Here is an 18,039-nt window from a genome sequence, read left to right as displayed (position 1 = left end):
GTCAATCCACGTGGAAAAGGCAATATAGTGCATACCCTGCCACGCTATGCTTTGCCGCCATGAACACCTCGACATCCCCCACTGTCCTCGTCATCGGCGCCGGCATCATGGGCGCCGGCATCGCCCAGGTGGCCGCCCAGGCGGGCCACGCCGTGATGCTGTTCGACACGCGTGAAGGCGCTGCAGCTGCGGCGAAGGACAAGCTGGGCCAGTCGTTGCAGGCCCTGATCGCCAAAGGTCGACTGTCCGAGCAGGCGGCCCATGCCGCGCTGGCTCGAATCCAGCCGGTCGGCCGGCTCGAGGAGGCCGCCGACGCGGGCCTGGCGGTGGAAGCGATCGTGGAGAACCTCGAGGCGAAGCGAACTTTGCTGCGCCAGCTGGAGGCCCTCCTGGCCCCCGAGGCCATCCTGGCCTCGAACACCTCCTCGATCTCGATCACGGCGCTGGCCAACGGCTTGAAGGCGCCGGGCCGGGTGGTCGGCATGCATTTCTTCAACCCGGTGCCGCTGATGAAGCTGGTGGAGGTCGTTTCCGGGCTGCAGACCGAGGCGGCGGTCGCGGAGCGGGTGTTCCAGCTCGCCACGGCCTGGGGCAAGACAGCGGTGCACGCTCGATCGACGCCCGGCTTCATCGTCAATCGCATCGCGCGGCCCTACTACGCCGAGACGCTCGCGCTGCTGCAGGAGCGGGCGTCCTCGCCGGCCGTGCTGGATGCCTGCCTGCGCGGCGCCGGGTTCCGGATGGGGCCTTGCGAGCTGATGGACCTGATCGGCCACGACACCAACTTCTCGGTCACCGAATCGGTCTACCAGGCCAATTTCGGCGACAAGCGCTATCAGCCTTCGCTGGTACAGCGCGACATGGTCGATGGCGGCCTGCTGGGCCGCAAGTCCGGCCGGGGCTTCTTTGCCTACGGCGAAGGCGTGTCGACCCCCGAGCTGCCGGCTCCGCGGCTGGGCGCGTTGCCGACGCGCGTGCGCTGGCACGATTCGGGCGATGGCGGTCCGGCGCTCGCGGCCTTCGGCCAGCGCTGGCGCGAAGCGTTGACGACTGCCGGCGTGGCCGTCGAGACGGTGGCTGGCTCGACGTGGATCGGGGTCGAAGCCGAGGGCGGCCGGTTGGCGCTGACCGACGGCCGCACGGCCTCGCAGCGGGCGGCCGAGGAGGCACACGCCGAGCTGGCGCTTTTCGATTGGCCTGTCGTGGCGGCGCCGGGCAGCACGATGGCGTTTGCAGCAGCTGCAGGGGCGAGCCCAGCCTGGCAGGGGCAGGCTGCCGCGATGCTGGCGGCGGCCGGGCTCCAGCCGCAGCAGGTGGAGGACACCCCTGGCCTGGTCGTGGCGCGCACGCTCGCGATGCTGATCAACGAAGCGGCAGACGCTGTCCAGCAAGGCGTGTGCACCCCGGAGGGTGCCGACCTGGCGATGAAGCTGGGGGTCAACTACCCGGCCGGGCCGTTCGAGTGGCTGGCTCGATGGGATGTGCGCGCAGTGACCGCGCTCATCGACCGGCTCGACGGCTTCTACCGCGGCGAACGCTACCGCGTCAGCCCGTGGCTGCGCCGCCGAGGCTGGGCACGGTGACCAGGCAGACGATGCCCTTGGGCTCGCGTTCGCGCCAACTCACCGTGCCGCCCATGAGCTTCACGCGCTTGCGGATGCCGCCCAGGCCCAGGCCGTGCGACCACTTGGCTGGCTCGCGGCCTACGCCGTCGTCACTCATGGTGATCGTGAACTCGCTGTGCTGAAGCCGGACCTCGATCAGGATCCTGCTGGCCTTGGAGTGCGCGATCGCATTGCTGACCAGCTCCCGCAGGATGCGGGTCAGCGATGACCACTGCACCATCGTCAGGGTCAGGTCTTCGTCGAAGCTGGCGGACCATTCCAGCTCGCAGCGTGCCGCCTCCAGGCGCTGGGTGATGTCGGTCTTCCACTCGGCGGCGGCCAGCGTCAGCGAGTGGGTCGAGGCCGCCAGCCCGCGGGTCAGCGTCTTCAGGTCCTGCAGGGTGTGGCGGACGTAGTCCTCCATCTCCTTGCTGGGCGCCTTGTACATGAGGGTCAGCAGGCGGGCGCCGATGTCGTCGTGCAGGTCCTGGGCGATGCGCTGGCGCTCCTCGCTGCGGCCACGCTCGACCGCGCGGTCGTGCGCCAGGGCGCGCATCAGCTGCTCGACGATGCGGTCGGCCAGACGGGCATCCTCGGGCGTGAACAGGCGCTTGCCGCGTTCGGCGAACCGCAGGGCGATCTGCCCGTCGAGCATCGGGCCCTGGGTCAGGTTGGGCGCCGGCACCAGCAGCACGGAACCGTTGGCGACCACGCGGCTCTGGCGAGCCGACCCGCCGGTGTGGGCGGTCTCCAGGGGCTCGAACACGTGACGCAGCAGATCGGCCATGCGATCGGCGGCCCGCTCCGGCTTGGCCTCGACCTCGCGGGCGATCCGGTAGAGGTGCTCGAACATGCGCTCGGTCGTGAGCGTGCGGGCCCCCATCATCTGGTTCACGACCCATTGCCGCACCGCCGCATAGGCCCCGAGCGCGAGAAAGAGCGACAGCGTCAGCGACGCGAACTGCGAGAACGAGAAGACCGCGACGAACAGCAGGTCGACCGAGGTGGCCACGGTGCTGACACCCGCCAGCATCGCGAACTCGCGCATCACGTTCTGCGAGCGCGAGATGAAGGGCACCATCAGGATGACCGACGCGAAGAAGACGTTCCAGATCACCGGGCCGACGGCGGCGAGCGGCTGGACGTCCGGCGGCATGTGCGGTACCAGAGCGACAGCCAGTGTCAGCAGCAGCAGCGCGCCGACCGTCACGATGGCGAAGCGCCTCATCACCACGGCAAACGGGTGGGGCTGCGGCCCGATGGGGAATGCGAGATAGGCAATGCACAACAAGCCGTCGGCCAGCAGTACCGATTGCGAGACCCACCACGCGTAGGGCTTGCCTGCCCCCACCGCAAACGCTGCGAAGCCCAGGGCGGCGCCCCAGCTGAGCATGACGGGCACGCTGCGCCACCGGGAGCGGTAAGGGAAGAGGGCGGTCGCGTGCAGCACCGCTGCGCCGGTGACGAGATCGAGCAGCGTCAGCAACGCATGCTCGCGTATCACCAGTGAACTCGGCAGCGTCAGGCCGGGCACCGAGCCGATGGCCGCCAGCAGCAACTGGCCTGACTGCGCCAGGGCCATCAGCGCGTACAGCAGGTTGCGAAGCTGCGGTTGCACCAGGGGCACGATCCAGCCCACCAGGAACAGCACCATCGCGAAGGCACTGAGCAGCCAGAACATCGCCCCCAGGCCGGCGTAGCCGCGCGGGCGGGGCACCACGTCGATGCGGTGGCCGTCGTTGAAGACGAACTGCACGTGGCCGGATTCGACCTCGCGCGCCACGGCCAGGCGACTGGCGATGAGCCGATCCCGCTGGTTGTCGTCGACCACCCAGCGAGAGGAATGCGTCAGGGCGAGCGCATCGAAGGACAGCACGGTCCGTGGTGCGGTCTCGATGCCCACCAGCTCCTTGCCCACCTGCTCCTTCAGGCCCGGAACGCTGGTATAGACCAGCTCCAGCCCGCCGGCCGGCGTGACACGCCAGTCGGCGGCCACGTGCGGGTTGTTGGCCATCACCCTGGCCAGGAGGAACACCGTCAGGCAGGCCACCACCGCCGCCAGCAGGAGAGCCTGGCGGCGCCACCCTATGCGCGGGGTCGTGCCGGCCAGCGTCCCGGAGGGCGTTCCCAGGCCACCGGATTCGCCCAGGCGTCCTTCTACGCTCGGCCAGACGCTGTCACCAGGCAGGCCGGCGTCGGGGGCGTCTTCGAGGGTGGCGTGGGTCATCGCCCGCCCTGCTGCGACCGCGCCGCCCCCGGCCGGTCGTTCAAACGAGGCCCTGCTTGCTGGCGAGGACCGCTGCTTCCGCGCGGCTGGACACGTTGAGCTTGCGGTAGATCGACTTGATGTGGTCGTTGACTGTGAACCACTTGATGCCCATGAGGTTGGCGATCTCCTTGATCGTGAAACCCTTGCTCAGGTACGTCAAGACTTCGATCTCGCGCGGAGTGAGGTGGGGAAGATCGATCGGCTTCTCGATGGGCACCGGCTTCTGGCCGCCGGGCATCGGCGTGCTGGAGAAGCTGCCCATGGGCGCGGGAGCGGCGGATTCCGCCGCGGCGCCGTGGCGGAAGTGCGTCAGCAGGCGCCGGGCGATGGCGGGCGACAGAGGGGGCTGCCCCAGCACGATCTTGCGAAGCTCTTCGACCAGCACGTCGAACCGGTCTTCCTTCAGCAGGTAGCCGTCTGCCCCGCATTGCAGGGCCGGGAACAGGTGGTCGTCATCCGAATACAGCGTGGTGACGACCTTCGTCGCGGGGTACTGGGTCAGCTCTGCCAGCAGTTCCAGCCCGTTGCCGTCGGGCAGCTCGAGGTCGACCAGCATCAGCTTGAACGGGTCGGCGCCGTGCAGGCCGTGGGGTCCCGTCAAGGCGATCTGCTCGCGCGCGGTCTCGAGATCGCCGGCTTCGGTGATCGAAATGGGATCGCTGAAACTCTCCCTCAGGACGCGCGACAGGAAGTCGCGAGCGACCGGGTTGTCTTCCAGGATCAGAACCTTGACGGTCATGTAGACGCTCCCTTTACTACCTAGCGTGGGCCGGCATGCTAGCAGTGCCCGGCACGCATCCCGAGCCCCCTTTTGGGGGACGTCGATCGATGGATCAGCCCCTCATCTTAGGCGCCTTGCCTCAGTTCACGAGCAACAGCTTGCCTTTGATGTCCCTCGCGGCCATCCGACGGTAGGCGGTGGGCAGCTCCTTCATCGGCAGGACGCTGTCGATCACCGGCTTGATCCGCCCCTCGGCATACCAGCGCGCCAGCTCGTCCATCATGCGGGTGTTGGCCGCCGGCTCGCGCCGCACGAAGTCGCCCCAGAACACGCCGACGATGGAGGCACCCTTTAGTAGCGGCAGATTGAAGGGCAATGCCGGTATGGTGCCGGCGGCAAAGCCGACGACGAGGTAGCGGCCACGCCACGCCATGGCGCGAAAGGCCGGCTCGGCGAGGTCGCCGCCAACCGGGTCGTACACGACGTCTGCGCCGTGTCCGCCGGTCAGCCCCTTCAGGGCGTCGCGCAGGTTCTCCTGGCTGTAGTTGACCGTGGCGTCGGCACCGATGGACCGGCAGGCCGCGCACTTGTCGTCGGTGGAGGCGGCCGCGATGACCTTCGCTCCGGCGGCCTTGGCGATCTGCACCGCAGCGGTGCCCACCCCGCCTGCCGCACCCAGCACCAGCACCGTCTCGCCCGATCGAAGCTGGCCGCGATCGAGCAGCGCATGGTGAGAGGTGCCGTAGGTGAAGGCGAAGGCGGCCGCGTCCTGCAGCGGAAATCCGCTGGGCAGCGGGATGGCGCGGTCGGCCTTGATGCACGCGTGGGTCGCGAAGCCACCGGAATTGCCAATCGCGGCCACGGGGTCGCCCACTGCAAGCTGCGTCACGCCTGAGCCGATCGCTTCTATGGTGCCGGCGAACTCGGAACCCGGGACGAATGGCAGCTCCGGGCGGAACTGGTACTTGCCTTGCACCGTCAGCAGATCGGGGAAGTTGATGCTGGCCGCGCGGACGGCGATGCGGACTTCGTCTTGACCCGGTTCGGGCGTGGGCATCTCGCGCCAGACGAGATCCTGTGGGCCGGTGGTGGTTTCGCAAAGCCAGGCATGCATGGAACGCTCCCGATCGAGGGTGGTGAGTGACGAGGCCGGTGGCGCGATGATAGGCAGCGGGTGCCGGTGCCGTGCGTCGCCTGGGCGACGCGTCCGAACCGCGTCCGGCCCTCCCTACAATGCAACCATGCGTATCCTGATTGCCAACGACGACGGCTACCTGGCGCCCGGCATTGCGGCATTGGTGCAGGCCTGCCAGGGCCTGGGCGAGATCGACGTCATCGCGCCGGAGCAAAACGCCAGCGGCACGTCGAATGCGCTGAGCCTGACCCGTCCCTTGACGGTGCACGAGGCCCGGGGAGAACCGGTCCAGGGCTTTCGCTTTGTCAACGGCACGCCGTCCGACAGCGTCCACATCGCCCTGACCGGCCTGCTGCCGGAGAAGCCTGACCTGGTGCTCTCCGGCATCAACCAGGGCGCCAACATGGGCGACGACACGCTTTACTCGGGCACGGTCGCCGCGGCGATGGAAGGCTATCTGTTCGGTATCCCCGCGATCGCGTTCTCGCAAGTCGAAAAAGGCTGGGCGCACCTGGATGCGGCAGCGCGAGTGGCGCGAAGGGTCGTCGAGTCGGTGCTCGAATCGGTCGTGCAGAGGCCCCCGTCGCAGCGGCCTTGGCTGCTGAACGTCAACATCCCGAACCGGCCCGATGCGGAGCAGCTTCCATGGGTCGTCACCCGCCTGGGCCGCAGGCATGCCAGCGAGCCGGTGATCCGCCAGATCAGCCCGCGCGGCGAGACCGTGTACTGGATAGGCCCGGCCGGCGATGCGCGCGAGGCCGGCGAGGGGACCGACTTTCACGCCGCGGCCAACGGCATGGTCTCCATCACGCCCCTGCAGGTCGATCTCACTGACCACGCGGCACTGCCCGACTGGCGCCAGCGTTTCTCCGCGCCCTGACATGAGCGGCAAGCCACCAGCCCGCGGGGCGCGCTTTCCGGCCTCGCTGGCACAGCGCGGCGCCCTGGCGGCGCCTGCGCCGGCCGGCACGCTGTTGCGCCCTCAGCGCCCGCTGCACGAAGCCGCTCGCGATGCCGCGCGCGCCGTCGCGCCCAGCGGCCTTGGGCTGGACAGTGCGCCGGTCAGGCAACGCATGGTGCAGCGGCTGAGGGCGGATGGGGTGCAATGCGAGCCCGTCCTGCGCGCGATGGGCGAAGTGCCGCGGCATGAGTTCGTGGACTCCGCGCTGGCGGCCCAGGCCTACGAGGACACCAGCCTGCCGATAGGCCTGTCGCAGACGATTTCCAAGCCCTCCGTCGTGGCCCGCATGATCGAGTGGCTCTACTTGGGCGAATCGGCACGCGCGCGAGGGCATCTCGGACGCACCCTGGAGATCGGCACCGGCTGCGGATATCAAGCCGCCGTCCTCGCCCAGTTGTCGACCAGCGTCGTTTCGGTCGAGCGGCTCAAGGGCCTGCATGAACTGGCCGCCCGGCACCTGCACCGGCTGCAGGTGCCCCGGTGCCGACTGGTCTATGGCGACGGCATGCGTGGCCATCCTCCGAACGCACCTTATGACGCCATCATCGCGGCGGCCGGCGGCGACGACCTGCCGGCGGCATGGCTGGATCAACTCGCCGTGGGCGGCCGCCTGGTGGCGCCCGCCCGTTCGCCCGACGGCCGGGGCCAGACGCTCGTCATCGTCGACAGGCGGTCCGACGGGTTCACGCGCCGCCTTGGCGAGGGCGTGCAATTCGTCCCCTTAAAATCCGGCACCCATTGACTTCCAGCACCAGGGACGGATGCCCTCGATGACCACGATGCAACGGTGCCTGACTTCACGCACGCTCGGCCTGGCGGCTGCCGCCCTCGCGGCACTGCTGCTGGTGGGCTGCGCCACGCGGCGCCCTCCCGCACCCGTCGAGGAACGTCCCACGGCCAAGTCGCCGGTCAAGCCTGAAGTCGCGCCCGAAGCCGCAAAGGCGGCGTCCGCGCCTGCCAGCGCCCCGTCCGACACGCGACCGGCGACCTACACCGTGAAGCCGGGCGACACGCTGATGCGCATCGCCCTCGAGACCGGCCAGGCCTGGCGGGACATCGCCCGCTGGAATGGCATAGACAACCCGAACCTGATCGAGGTCGGCCAGGTCCTGCGTGTGCTTCCACCGACCAGCGAGACGGTGGCCACCAAGCCGGTCACGCCGTCCAAGATCGAGACCAAGCCTCTGGATGCCAACGGCAAGCCGCCCGCCGCGGCCGCGTCAGGGGCGGCCGCGAGCGCCTCAGGCGTCGCGCCGGCGGTGCCCTCACGCGACAACGATGACGACGTGCAATGGGCGTGGCCGGCGGCCGGCCCGGTCGTCGCTCCCTTCGATGAAACGCGCAACAAGGGCCTGGCGATCACTGGCAAGGCCGGCGATCCGGTCTATGCCGCGGCGGACGGCCGGGTGGTGTATGCCGGCTCGGGCCTGCGCGGCTACGGCAACCTGGTGATCGTCAAGCACAACGCCACCTACCTGACGGCCTACGCCCACAACCAGACGCTCCTCGTCAAGGAGGATCAGGTCGTGCGCAAGGGGCAGAAGATCGCCGAGATGGGTTCCTCGGATGCCGACCGTGTCCAGCTGCACTTCGAGGTCCGGCGCCAGGGCAAGCCCGTGGACCCGTCCAAGCTGCTGCCGGCGCGCTGAGATCCGCTGACCCTTCGAACCAGCTTCCAATGGCGCCGCCTTCGGGCGGCGCTTTTCCATCATGACCCAACCGAACGAATGGCTGGTCGTCGAATCGCTCGACATCGAGGCCCAGGGCGTGGCCCACAACAGTGAAGGCAAGGTCGTCTTCATCGAGGGTGCCCTGCCGGGCGAGCATGTGCAGGTCGACGTTCACAAGCGCAAGAACCAGTGGGAGCAGGCGACGCTGAAGTCGCTCAGGCGCGAAAGCTCGCAGCGCGTGCGTCCCGCCTGTCCTCACTTCGGACTGCACGCCGGCGCCTGCGGGGGCTGCAAGATGCAGCATCTGCATGCCGGCGCGCAGGTGGCCATCAAGCAGCGCGTCTTGGAGGACAACCTGGCCCACCTGGGCAAGGTGAAGGCCGAGCGCGTGCTCCGGCCCATCGAAGGGCCGGCCTGGGGTTATCGCCTTCGAGCCCGCCTCTCGGTGCGCTACGTCGCCAAGAAGGGCACCGTGCTGGTGGGCTTTCACGAGCGCAAATCTCGCTATGTGGCGGACATGACGGAATGCCACGTCGTGCCGCGCCGCGTGAGCGACATGCTGCTGCCGCTTCGCGCCTTGATCGGCGCGATGGATGCCCGCGACCGGCTGCCGCAGATCGAACTGGCGGCGGGCGAGGGCGTGATCGCATTGGTGTTGCGCCATCTGGAGCCGCTGAGTTCCGGCGATCTCGCCCGTTTGCGCGAGTTCGCCGATGCCCACGGCGTGCAGTGGTGGCTGCAGCCCAAGGGCCCTGACACCGTTCACTTGCTGGACGATCAAGGGCCGGAGCTGGCCTACACGATGCCCGAGTTCGGTTTGACCATGCCGTTCAAGCCGACCGACTTCACCCAGGTCAACCACCAGGTCAACACGGTGCTGGTCGGGCGGGCGCTGCGCCTGCTGGACGTGCAAGCGGACGAACGAGTCATCGACTGGTTCTGCGGCCTGGGCAACTTCACGCTGCCGCTGGCGACACGCGCTCGTGAGGTGCTGGGCATCGAGGGCAGCGAGGCGCTGGTCGAGCGCTCGCAGCAGAACGCCGAGCGCAACGGCCTGGCTGGCAAGTCTTCGTTCGCCGCCCGCAACCTGTTTGAGATCACCCCGGAGGACCTGGTCTCTTTCGGATCGGCAGACAAGTGGCTCGTTGACCCGCCTCGCGAGGGAGCATTCGCGCTCGCCAAGGCCCTGGCGGATCTGGCGCCCGGCCCGCCTGGCGGCTGGACGCCGCCGCGCCGGATCGTCTATGTCAGCTGCAACCCCGCCACACTGGCCCGCGACGCCGGCCTTCTCGTTCATGTAGCGGGGTACCGGTGCAGTGCGGCAGGCGCGGTGAACATGTTCCCGCACACGGCGCACGTGGAGAGCATGGCCGTCTTCGACCGCGACTGAACCTGCTCAGCCGAACAGCATCCCCTTGAAGCCCCGCCAGGACAGCAGGCTGCCCGGCAGGCGCCGCTCGTTCAGGATGTCCGAAAGTCGCGCGATGGTGCGCCGGCTGCGCAGGGCACGCCAGATGACCAGGCTGACCAGCCATGGGTGGCGGTTGAAGCTGGCCGCCTTGCGGTACATCTGGAAGCGCGGCCGCAGCACGTCCAGCCTCGCGCGGTAGTCGGCCAGAACGCCCTGGTCGTCCTGGTGAGCGAGCAGGCTTTCGGCCGCCGCGATGCCGGTCTCCAGCGCCTTGCCGATGCCCTCCCCCGAGAAAGCATAGGTCGCACCGGCCGCTTCACCTGCCACCAACACGCCTGCGGCCGCCACCTGGGAGCCTTCGAGGTCGCAGCGCAGGGGCGCGCCCCGCAACTCGCCCACCTGAGTGCCCTCCCGCATGAGGCGTGCAGCGACCGGATCCACACGCAGAAAATCGTCGAACAGTGCACGCAGGTTGGGGCCTTGGCGTCGCCCGTCTAGGCTCCCATCGGCAGCTTCCACGTGGCTGTCCAAAAGGCCGACGCCGATGTTGAACAACCCGTCCCGGGCGGGAAAGATCCAGCCGTAGCCGCCGCGCATTCGGCGATGCCAGACGAAGCGCAGGTTCGGAATCTCTGCCACCAGCCCTTCGTGTCGAACATAAGCCCGCAAGGCCATTGCACTCGGTGTCCGCCGCTCGCACAGCCCGGTCGAGAGGAGCGCGTTGGGCTTCGCGCCTGTCGCCAGCACCAGCCATCGGCAGGTGACTTCCCGCGAGACTTCTCCGTCCGTGAGACGTGCACCGACCACCCGGCCGGTGCCATCGCGCAGCGTGCCGACGAACCTGGCGGGCGCGACCATTCTTGCGCCCGACTCCAGCGCGGCGTTGCACAGGATCGCGTCCAGTTCGCGCCGGGGCAGGACGGCCAGTTCGCCCGGGATGTCGATCGACCTGCCGCCTGGGCCGACGCAACGGGCGGCATCGGCCTTTCTCGCCACGGCCATCACCCGTTCGTGGACGCCGAGGCGCCGCAAGGCGGCGTGGGAGTCCGGCACGAGGCCATCGCCGCACACCTTGTCTCGCGGAAAGGGGTGGGCGTCGATCAGCGTCACGTCCCGCCCGGCCTGCGAGAGGACGCGGGCGCAGGCGCTGCCGGCGGGGCCGGCGCCTATCACGAGCGTGTCACAGCGCGCGGCCAGCGCGCCGAGTGCCTGGTTCCATGGCGGTCTCATCAGGCACGATTTTGCTCCGTCCAGACAGGACAAAGGGCCCGCGAGGGGCCCTTTGCCGTGGGGATGAACCGGGTTCAGCGCGTCAGTCGCTTTCGCCGCCGAAGATGCCCAGCAGGCTGAGCAGGCTCTGGAACACGTTGTAGATGTCCAGATAGAGTGCCAGCGTCGCGGTGATGTAGTTGGTCTCGCCGCCGTCGATCACGCGCTTCAGGTCGTAAACCATGAAGGCCGAGAACAGGCCGATGCACAGCACCGAGATCGTCAGGAAGGCGGCGCTGGATTGCACGAAGACGTTGATGATGCCGGCCACCATGATGACCACCGCACCGACGAACAGGAACTTGCCCATGCCCGACAGATCGCGCTTGACCACCGAGGCGAGCATGGCCATGGCCAGGAAGACCCCTGCCGTGCCGCCGAAGGCCGTCATGACCAGCGCCGTGCCGTTGCGAAAGCCCAGCACCGCTCCGATCAGGCGCGAAAGCATCAGGCCCATGAAGAAGGTGAACGCCAGCAGCATGGCCACGCCGGCCGACGAATGCTTGGTCTTCTCGATGCCGAACATCAGGCCGTAGGCGCCGACGAGGAAGACGATCAGGCCGACGCCAGGCGACATGGCCGCCGTGATGCCGGTGGAGACACCGACCCACGCGCCCAGGACCGTGGGGATCATCGACAAGGCCAGGAGCCAGTAGGTATTGCGCAGGACGCGATTGCGTTGCGCGGCCAGCGTGCCCGACCCGGCCAGGCCGGTGTAGGTTTGCAGGCTTTCGTTCATGGGACCTCCGTTGGTTGCAAGGGCGCTCACAGTGCAGCGCAGCGGGTCAGACCCGCCCGGGCCGATTCTAGTTCCTGCTCCCACGGGGCACGCCTGCCGCGGACCCGGCAGGCCGTGGACGACCGGCCGATCTGGAGCTATAATTTGAAGGTTTAACCGACCCACATCCACCCAGCGAAACTCCCCTCACGGTTTCCTCTCGAGTCCTGCCCGAGCCCCGCATCGCCGGGGCGGCAAGTGGGCCGGGGCTGGGTGCGCAAACACCGGAGTTTCCTTTGTTGCCCGCAACGTCCCCCCAGGCGCCTGTGTCCCTGGTGCCTGTCATGGCGCCTGCTCTCCTGGCTCTTGCAGACGGCACGGTCTTTACCGGCACCTCGATCGGCGCAGCCGGTCACACGGTCGGCGAGGTGGTGTTCAACACCGCGCTCACCGGCTACCAGGAAATCCTCACCGACCCCAGCTACTGCCGGCAGATCGTCACGCTGACGTATCCGCACATCGGCAACTATGGGGTCAATGCCGAGGATGTCGAGGCGTCGAAGGTCCATGCCGCCGGCCTCATCATCAAGGACTTGCCGGTCCGCGTCTCCAACTTTCGCCACGGGCAGACCCTGACCGAATACCTGCAGTCCCAGGGCACGGTGGCCATCGCCGACATCGATACCCGCCGGCTCACGCGGGTGCTGCGCACCCAGGGGGCGCAGAACGGCTGCATCGCCACCTTCGAGCCGGGTCACGTGATCACGGATGCCGAGATCGCCGAGGCCGTTGGTCGCGCGCAGGCGGCTCCAAGCATGTCCGGCCTGGACCTGGCCCAGGTCGTCACCATCGGACATCCCTACGAGTGGACGGAGACCGAGTGGCGCCTGTCCCGCGAGGACGGCACGCCCGGCTACGGGCAGCTCGCGAATGGCAGGTTCCACGTCGTGGCCTACGACTACGGCGTCAAGCGCAACATCCTGCGCATGCTCGCCGAACGCGGCTGCCGCGTCACCGTGGTGCCGGCCAAGACTCCGGCGAGCGAGGTGCTCAAGTACAAGCCGGATGGCATCTTCCTGTCCAACGGCCCAGGCGATCCGGAGCCCTGCGACTACGCCATTTCGGCCACCCGTGAGCTGATCGACAGCGGATTGCCGGTGTTCGGCATCTGCCTGGGGCACCAGATCATGGCCCTCGCATCGGGCGCCAAGACGTTCAAGATGAAGTTCGGCCATCACGGAGCCAACCACCCCGTGAAGGACCTGGACAACGGTCGCGTCTCGATTACCAGCCAGAACCACGGGTTCGCCGTCGACGAGAAGACGTTGCCGTCCAACCTTCGACCCACTCACGTGAGCCTGTTTGACGGCACCCTCCAGGGCCTCGCCCGGACCGACAAGCCGGCCTTTTGCTTCCAGGGCCACCCCGAAGCCTCGCCGGGCCCGCATGACATCGGTTACCTGTTCGACCGCTTCGTGGCGTTGATGGAGAAGAACTGAAATGCCCAAGCGCACCGACATCCAAAGCATCCTGATCATCGGCGCCGGCCCGATCATCATCGGCCAGGCCTGCGAGTTCGACTATTCCGGCGCGCAGGCCTGCAAGGCCCTGCGTGAAGAGGGCTACAAGGTCATCCTGGTCAACTCCAATCCGGCGACCATCATGACCGACCCGGACACGGCGGATGTGACCTACATCGAGCCCATCACCTGGCAGGTCGTCGAGAAGATCATCGCCAAGGAGCGCCCGGATGCCATCCTGCCGACCATGGGTGGCCAGACGGCGCTGAACTGCGCCCTGGATCTGCACCGCCACGGCGTGCTGGGCAAGTACGGTGTCGAGATGATCGGCGCCAACGAGCACGCCATCGAGAAGGCCGAGGACCGCCTGAAGTTCAAGGATGCGATGACGAAGATCGGACTTGGCTCGGCCAAGTCCGGCATCGCGCACTCGATGGAGGAGGCCTGGGCCGTGCAGAAGGCGATTCAGGCGGAGATCGGAGGCTCAGGCTTCCCGATGGTCATCCGCCCGAGCTTCACCCTCGGCGGCACCGGCGGCGGGATCGCCTACAACCCGGAAGAATTCGAAGAGATCTGCAAGCGCGGACTCGACCTCTCGCCGACCAAGGAGCTGCTGATCGAGGAGTCGCTCATCGGCTGGAAGGAGTACGAGATGGAGGTCGTCCGCGACAGGGCCGACAACTGCATCATCGTGTGCTCCATCGAAAACCTCGACCCGATGGGCATCCACACGGGCGACTCCATCACGGTGGCACCGGCCCAGACGCTGACCGACAAGGAATACCAGCTGCTGCGCAACGCCTCGATCGCGATCCTGCGCGAGATCGGCGTCGACACCGGCGGCTCGAACGTCCAGTTCTCGATCAACCCGGACACCGGCCGGATGATCGTGATCGAGATGAATCCGCGTGTCTCGCGTTCGTCGGCACTGGCATCCAAGGCGACCGGATTCCCCATCGCCAAGGTGGCGGCCAAGCTGGCCGTCGGCTACACGCTGGATGAGTTGAAGAACGACATCACGGGCGGCGCCACCCCGGCCTCGTTCGAGCCGTCGATCGACTACGTCGTCACCAAGATTCCTCGGTTCGCTTTCGAGAAGTTTCCCGCCGCCGATCCGCACCTCACCACCCAGATGAAGTCGGTGGGCGAGGTCATGGCCATGGGCCGCACTTTCCAGGAGAGCTTCCAGAAGGCCCTGCGCGGCCTCGAGACCGGCATCGACGGGCTCACGGAGCGCTCGACCGACCGCGAGGAGATCGTGCAGGAGATCGGCGAGGCCGGGCCCGAGCGGATCCTCTACGTCGCTGACGCCTTCCGCATCGGCATGACGCTGGACGAGATCTTTGCCGAGACGGCCATCGACCCGTGGTTCCTGGCCCAGATCGAGCAGATCGTCTCGACCGAGAAGGCGCTGGCGGGTCGCACTGTGGACAGCCTGTCGAAGGACGAGGTGTTCTTCCTCAAGCGAAAGGGCTTCTCCGACAAGCGCCTGGCCAAGTTGCTCGCCACCAACCAGCACGAGGTCCGCGCCCGGCGGCATGCGCTCGGCGTGCGCCCGGTCTACAAGCGAGTGGATACCTGCGCCGCAGAATTCGCGACCCAGACGGCCTACCTGTACTCGACCTACGACGAGGAGTGCGAGGCCCAGCCCAGCGACAGGAAGAAGATCATGGTGCTCGGCGGCGGCCCCAACCGCATCGGCCAGGGCATCGAGTTCGACTACTGCTGCGTGCACGCGGCACTGGCGATGCGCGAAGACGGGTACGAGACCATCATGGTCAACTGCAACCCGGAAACCGTGTCGACCGACTACGACACCTCCGATCGCCTCTACTTCGAGCCGGTGACGCTGGAAGATGTGCTGGAGATCGTCGACAAGGAGAAACCCGTCGGCGTGATCGTGCAATACGGCGGCCAGACGCCCCTGAAGCTCGCGCTCGACCTGGAGCGCGCCGGCGTCCCCATCATCGGCACCAGCCCCGATTCGATCGACATCGCCGAGGATCGCGAGCGCTTCCAGAAGCTGCTCAACGACCTGGGCCTGAAGCAGCCGCCCAACCGCACCGCGCGCACCGAAGAGGCTGCGCTGGCGATGGCGCAGGAGATCGGCTACCCGCTGGTCGTACGCCCGAGCTATGTACTCGGCGGCCGCGCGATGGAGATCGTGCACGGCGACAAGGACCTGGAGCGCTACATGCGCGAGGCCGTGCGCGTGTCCGAGAAGTCGCCGGTGTTGCTCGACCGCTTCCTCGACGACGCCATCGAGGTCGACGTCGATTGCATCAGTGACGGCCGCGACGTGATGATCGGCGGCATCATGGAGCACATCGAGCAGGCCGGCGTCCACTCCGGCGACTCGGCGTGCTCGCTGCCGCCGTACTCGCTGCCCGTCTCGCTGCAGGACGAGCTTCGCCGCCAGACGGCGCTGATGGCGCGTGCGCTGAAGGTCGTCGGGCTGATGAACGTTCAGTTCGCCATCCAGGGCGAGGGCGACGAACGCACCGTCTACGTGCTGGAGGTGAACCCTCGCGCCTCGCGGACGGTCCCGTTCGTTTCGAAGGCCACCGCCCAGCCGCTTGCCAAGATCGCCGCGCGATGCATGGCGGGCCAGAAGCTGGCCGACCAGCGCGGCAAGGACGGCAAGCCGCCGCACGAGGTGATCCCGCCGTACTTCAGCGTGAAGGAGGCGGTCTTTCCGTTCAACAAGTTCCCCGGCGTCGATCCCATCCTCGGTCCCGAGATGCGCTCGACCGGCGAGGTGATGGGCGTGGCCTACACCTTCGGGGAGGCCATGCTCAAGAGCCAGCTCGGTGCCGGCTCGCGCCTGCCGGCCAAGGGGACCGTGGTCATCACGGTCAAGAACAATGACAAGGATCGCGCGATCAAGGTCGCGGGTGACCTGGTCGACCTGGGCTACCAGGTGGTGGCCACCAAAGGCACGGCGGCCGCGATTGCTGCCGCCGGCGTGCCGGTGAAGGTCGTGAACAAGGTGAAGGACGGCCGGCCGCACATCGCGGACATGATCAAGGCCGGGGATATCCAGCTGGTGTTCACCACTGTGGACGAGACCCGCACGGCCATCGCCGATTCGCGCTACATCCGCACCGCCGCCCTGGCCAATCGGGTGACCTACTACACCACCATGGCGGGATGCGAGGCCGTTACCGAAGCGCTGAAGCACCAGGACGATCCGAACGTGCTGTCGCTTCAAGAGTTGCACGCCGCGCTCAGCTGACCGTTCGTCGCCGCCGGGCGGCAAATCCGCACGAGGTCCGCGGGCTTGCCGGCCGGTCAAACTGCTCTAAACTTCCACTCGAAGCGCGCCAGATGGCGCGTTTTCCTTTTTGCCACGACTCCCATGACGACCATTCCACTCACCAAGCGCGGCGCCGAGAAGCTCAAGCAAGAGCTTCAACGGCTCAAGACCGTCGACCGCCACGCGGTGATCCAGGCCATCGCCGAGGCGCGAGCCCAGGGTGACCTGTCGGAGAACGCCGAGTACGACGCCGCCAAGGACAAGCAGGGCTTCATCGAGGGCCGCATCCTCGAAATCGAGGGCAAGCTGGCGGCTGCCCAGATCATCGACCCGGCCTCGCTGGATGCCGGGGGCCGCGTCGTGTTCGGCGCCACGGTCGATCTGGAGGAGGAAGAGTCGGGGGCGGCAGTGACCTATCAGATCGTCGGCGACGACGAGGCCGACCTGAAGCTCGGGCTCATCTCCATCAGCTCGCCCATTGCCCGTGCGCTGATCGGCAAGGAGGTCGGCGACGTCGCCGAAGTGCGCGCTCCTGGCGGCGTGAAGAGCTACGAGATCGTGGCGGTGCGTTACCAGTGAGCCTGCAGGAACGGGCCCGGCGCCTGATTCCCGGGCTGTGGGCTGGCGTCCTACTGTGCATTGCGCTCATCGCCACGCCCGCGCCGTTTGCCATCCTGGCCTTGCATGAGGCCGGCCGAGTGGTCGGCAGGATCTTCGCGCAGGAGGCCTACCTCAGTCTCGCGCTGGGGGTGGCTGTCCTGTTGCTGGAGCGCCGGGTGGCCAGCGCGGCCGTACACGGCGGATCCCGGTTCACGACACCGATCATCCTGGCGTTGACAGCCATCTTCTGCACCGTGTTCGGGTACTTCGGACTTCAGCCGATGCTGGAGGCGGCGCGGGCCGGGCAGGGCAACTGGACCTTCGGCCAGTTGCATGCCGTGAGTCTTGCCTTCTTCGCCGGGAAGATCGCGGCGGTGTCGGCACTGGCCTGGCGCGCCTGCGGCCCGTCGATCAGCTCTGCTGGGCCTTCTTCTTGACGCTGGTGGCCCTCGCCTTGACGCGCTTGATCTGCCCGCCGGCCGTCACGCGCTGGTTGCCGAAGACCTTGACCTTCTTCACCGTCGGACGATGGTTGCCGCTCTTGGAAAAGCTGACCAGCTTGACGGTGCGCGGCCCCGGCTTGCGGTCATCCTTCGCGGCGACCGCCTTCTCGGGCAGGGGCCTCCAGAGCACCAGCAGCTTGCCGATGTGCTGCACCGACGCAGCGCCGAGTTCGTCTGCCAATGTCGCCAGCGCGGCCTCCCGCGCGGCGCGATCGTCGGACAGCATCCGCACCTTGATCAGCCCATGCGCCTTGAGGGCGGCTTCCGTTTCCTTCAGGACAGCCGGCGTCAGGCCGTCGGCACCAATCATCACCACCGGATCCAGGTGATGGGCTTCTCCCCGCTTTTCCTTGCGTTCGGCGGGTGTCAATTCAATTGCAGACATCCTGTCATTATCGCAGC

Annotated in this window: 15 protein-coding genes; 9 read left to right on the top strand and 6 right to left on the bottom strand. The window is 67.6% G+C overall.

Annotated features, from left to right (window positions below; all coding sequences use genetic code 11):
• The first annotated feature begins 59 nt into the window (after positions 1-59).
• Positions 60-1,583, top strand: coding sequence for a 3-hydroxyacyl-CoA dehydrogenase (locus ACS5PM_RS02665; protein WP_439385132.1), 1,524 nt, complete (start codon positions 60-62; stop codon positions 1,581-1,583).
• On the opposite strand, the gene ACS5PM_RS02660 is transcribed toward ACS5PM_RS02665, so the two are convergent.
• The 3 genes from ACS5PM_RS02660 to ACS5PM_RS02650 all read right to left on the bottom strand — a co-directional run bounded on the left by ACS5PM_RS02660 (position 1,546) and on the right by ACS5PM_RS02650 (position 5,708).
• Complete coding sequence (locus ACS5PM_RS02660) at positions 1,546-3,831, bottom strand: sensor histidine kinase (RefSeq protein ID WP_439385130.1); 2,286 nt, start codon at positions 3,829-3,831, stop codon at positions 1,546-1,548. The genes ACS5PM_RS02665 and ACS5PM_RS02660 overlap by 38 nt on opposite strands.
• A gap of 40 nt (positions 3,832-3,871) precedes the next feature.
• Positions 3,872-4,612, bottom strand: coding sequence for a LuxR C-terminal-related transcriptional regulator (locus ACS5PM_RS02655; RefSeq protein ID WP_439385128.1), 741 nt, complete (start codon positions 4,610-4,612; stop codon positions 3,872-3,874).
• A 121-nt stretch (positions 4,613-4,733) separates the two neighbouring features.
• On the bottom strand, positions 4,734-5,708 hold the full coding sequence (locus tag ACS5PM_RS02650) for an NADPH:quinone oxidoreductase family protein (protein ID WP_439385126.1): 975 nt from the start codon (positions 5,706-5,708) through the stop codon (positions 4,734-4,736).
• A 127-nt stretch (positions 5,709-5,835) separates the two neighbouring features.
• Here ACS5PM_RS02650 and surE point away from each other — a divergent pair, with 127 nt between their 5' ends.
• The 4 genes from surE (at position 5,836) to rlmD (ending at position 9,750) form a co-directional block, all read left to right on the top strand.
• The gene (surE, locus tag ACS5PM_RS02645) at positions 5,836-6,609 is read left to right on the top strand and encodes a 5'/3'-nucleotidase SurE (protein ID WP_439385124.1); all 774 of its coding nucleotides are present in this window, start codon (positions 5,836-5,838) and stop codon (positions 6,607-6,609) included.
• 1 nt (position 6,610) lies between these two features.
• On the top strand, positions 6,611-7,432 hold the full coding sequence (locus ACS5PM_RS02640) for a protein-L-isoaspartate(D-aspartate) O-methyltransferase (protein WP_439385122.1): 822 nt from the start codon (positions 6,611-6,613) through the stop codon (positions 7,430-7,432).
• A 28-nt stretch (positions 7,433-7,460) separates the two neighbouring features.
• The gene (locus tag ACS5PM_RS02635) at positions 7,461-8,339 is read left to right on the top strand and encodes a peptidoglycan DD-metalloendopeptidase family protein (protein WP_439385120.1); all 879 of its coding nucleotides are present in this window, start codon (positions 7,461-7,463) and stop codon (positions 8,337-8,339) included.
• A gap of 61 nt (positions 8,340-8,400) precedes the next feature.
• Positions 8,401-9,750 carry a 23S rRNA (uracil(1939)-C(5))-methyltransferase RlmD gene (gene rlmD, locus ACS5PM_RS02630; protein ID WP_439385118.1) on the top strand — a complete coding sequence of 450 codons (1,350 nt, stop codon included), beginning with the start codon at positions 8,401-8,403 and terminating at the stop codon, positions 9,748-9,750.
• A 6-nt stretch (positions 9,751-9,756) separates the two neighbouring features.
• Here rlmD and ACS5PM_RS02625 read toward each other — a convergent pair whose 3' ends face one another.
• Positions 9,757-11,001: an NAD(P)/FAD-dependent oxidoreductase gene (locus tag ACS5PM_RS02625; RefSeq protein ID WP_439385116.1), complete on the bottom strand. Its 1,245-nt coding sequence runs from the start codon at positions 10,999-11,001 to the stop codon at positions 9,757-9,759.
• Positions 11,002-11,083: 82 nt separating this feature from the next.
• Positions 11,084-11,779 (bottom strand): Bax inhibitor-1/YccA family protein, encoded by a 696-nt coding sequence (locus ACS5PM_RS02620; RefSeq protein WP_439385114.1) that lies wholly within the window; start codon positions 11,777-11,779, stop codon positions 11,084-11,086.
• A gap of 323 nt (positions 11,780-12,102) precedes the next feature.
• Between ACS5PM_RS02620 and carA the strand changes: the two genes are divergently transcribed.
• The 4 genes from carA to ACS5PM_RS02600 all read left to right on the top strand — a co-directional run bounded on the left by carA (position 12,103) and on the right by ACS5PM_RS02600 (position 17,571).
• Positions 12,103-13,257: a glutamine-hydrolyzing carbamoyl-phosphate synthase small subunit gene (gene carA, locus ACS5PM_RS02615; RefSeq protein ID WP_439385112.1), complete on the top strand. Its 1,155-nt coding sequence runs from the start codon at positions 12,103-12,105 to the stop codon at positions 13,255-13,257.
• A 1-nt stretch (position 13,258) separates the two neighbouring features.
• On the top strand, positions 13,259-16,513 hold the full coding sequence (gene carB, locus ACS5PM_RS02610; protein WP_439385110.1) for a carbamoyl-phosphate synthase large subunit: 3,255 nt from the start codon (positions 13,259-13,261) through the stop codon (positions 16,511-16,513).
• 123 nt (positions 16,514-16,636) lie between these two features.
• Positions 16,637-17,113 (top strand): transcription elongation factor GreA, encoded by a 477-nt coding sequence (gene greA / locus ACS5PM_RS02605; protein ID WP_439385108.1) that lies wholly within the window; start codon positions 16,637-16,639, stop codon positions 17,111-17,113.
• Positions 17,110-17,571: a DUF4149 domain-containing protein gene (locus tag ACS5PM_RS02600; protein WP_439385106.1), complete on the top strand. Its 462-nt coding sequence runs from the start codon at positions 17,110-17,112 to the stop codon at positions 17,569-17,571. Before greA ends, ACS5PM_RS02600 begins: the two co-directional genes overlap by 4 nt.
• On the opposite strand, the gene ACS5PM_RS02595 is transcribed toward ACS5PM_RS02600, so the two are convergent.
• A complete protein-coding gene (locus tag ACS5PM_RS02595) occupies positions 17,546-18,022 on the bottom strand; it encodes a YhbY family RNA-binding protein (RefSeq protein WP_439385104.1) in 477 nt (158 codons plus the stop codon). The genes ACS5PM_RS02600 and ACS5PM_RS02595 overlap by 26 nt on opposite strands.
• Positions 18,023-18,039 lie beyond the last annotated feature (17 nt).

This window comes from Ideonella flava (assembly GCF_051857595.1).
Classification (GTDB): Bacteria; Pseudomonadota; Gammaproteobacteria; order Burkholderiales; family Burkholderiaceae_C; genus Ideonella.
This window is presented reverse-complemented; position numbering and strand designations above follow the sequence as displayed.

Coding starts and splice junctions, on each gene's coding strand:
- ACS5PM_RS02665 (WP_439385132.1), top strand. CDS start 60: ATGAACACCTCGACATCCCCCACTGTCCTCGTCATCGGCGCCGGCATC.
- ACS5PM_RS02660 (WP_439385130.1), bottom strand. CDS start 3,831: ATGACCCACGCCACCCTCGAAGACGCCCCCGACGCCGGCCTGCCTGGT.
- ACS5PM_RS02655 (WP_439385128.1), bottom strand. CDS start 4,612: ATGACCGTCAAGGTTCTGATCCTGGAAGACAACCCGGTCGCTCGCGAC.
- ACS5PM_RS02650 (WP_439385126.1), bottom strand. CDS start 5,708: ATGCATGCCTGGCTTTGCGAAACCACCACCGGCCCACAGGATCTCGTC.
- surE (WP_439385124.1), top strand. CDS start 5,836: ATGCGTATCCTGATTGCCAACGACGACGGCTACCTGGCGCCCGGCATT.
- ACS5PM_RS02640 (WP_439385122.1), top strand. CDS start 6,611: ATGAGCGGCAAGCCACCAGCCCGCGGGGCGCGCTTTCCGGCCTCGCTG.
- ACS5PM_RS02635 (WP_439385120.1), top strand. CDS start 7,461: ATGACCACGATGCAACGGTGCCTGACTTCACGCACGCTCGGCCTGGCG.
- rlmD (WP_439385118.1), top strand. CDS start 8,401: ATGACCCAACCGAACGAATGGCTGGTCGTCGAATCGCTCGACATCGAG.
- ACS5PM_RS02625 (WP_439385116.1), bottom strand. CDS start 11,001: ATGAGACCGCCATGGAACCAGGCACTCGGCGCGCTGGCCGCGCGCTGT.
- ACS5PM_RS02620 (WP_439385114.1), bottom strand. CDS start 11,779: ATGAACGAAAGCCTGCAAACCTACACCGGCCTGGCCGGGTCGGGCACG.
- carA (WP_439385112.1), top strand. CDS start 12,103: ATGGCGCCTGCTCTCCTGGCTCTTGCAGACGGCACGGTCTTTACCGGC.
- carB (WP_439385110.1), top strand. CDS start 13,259: ATGCCCAAGCGCACCGACATCCAAAGCATCCTGATCATCGGCGCCGGC.
- greA (WP_439385108.1), top strand. CDS start 16,637: ATGACGACCATTCCACTCACCAAGCGCGGCGCCGAGAAGCTCAAGCAA.
- ACS5PM_RS02595 (WP_439385104.1), bottom strand. CDS start 18,022: ATGTCTGCAATTGAATTGACACCCGCCGAACGCAAGGAAAAGCGGGGA.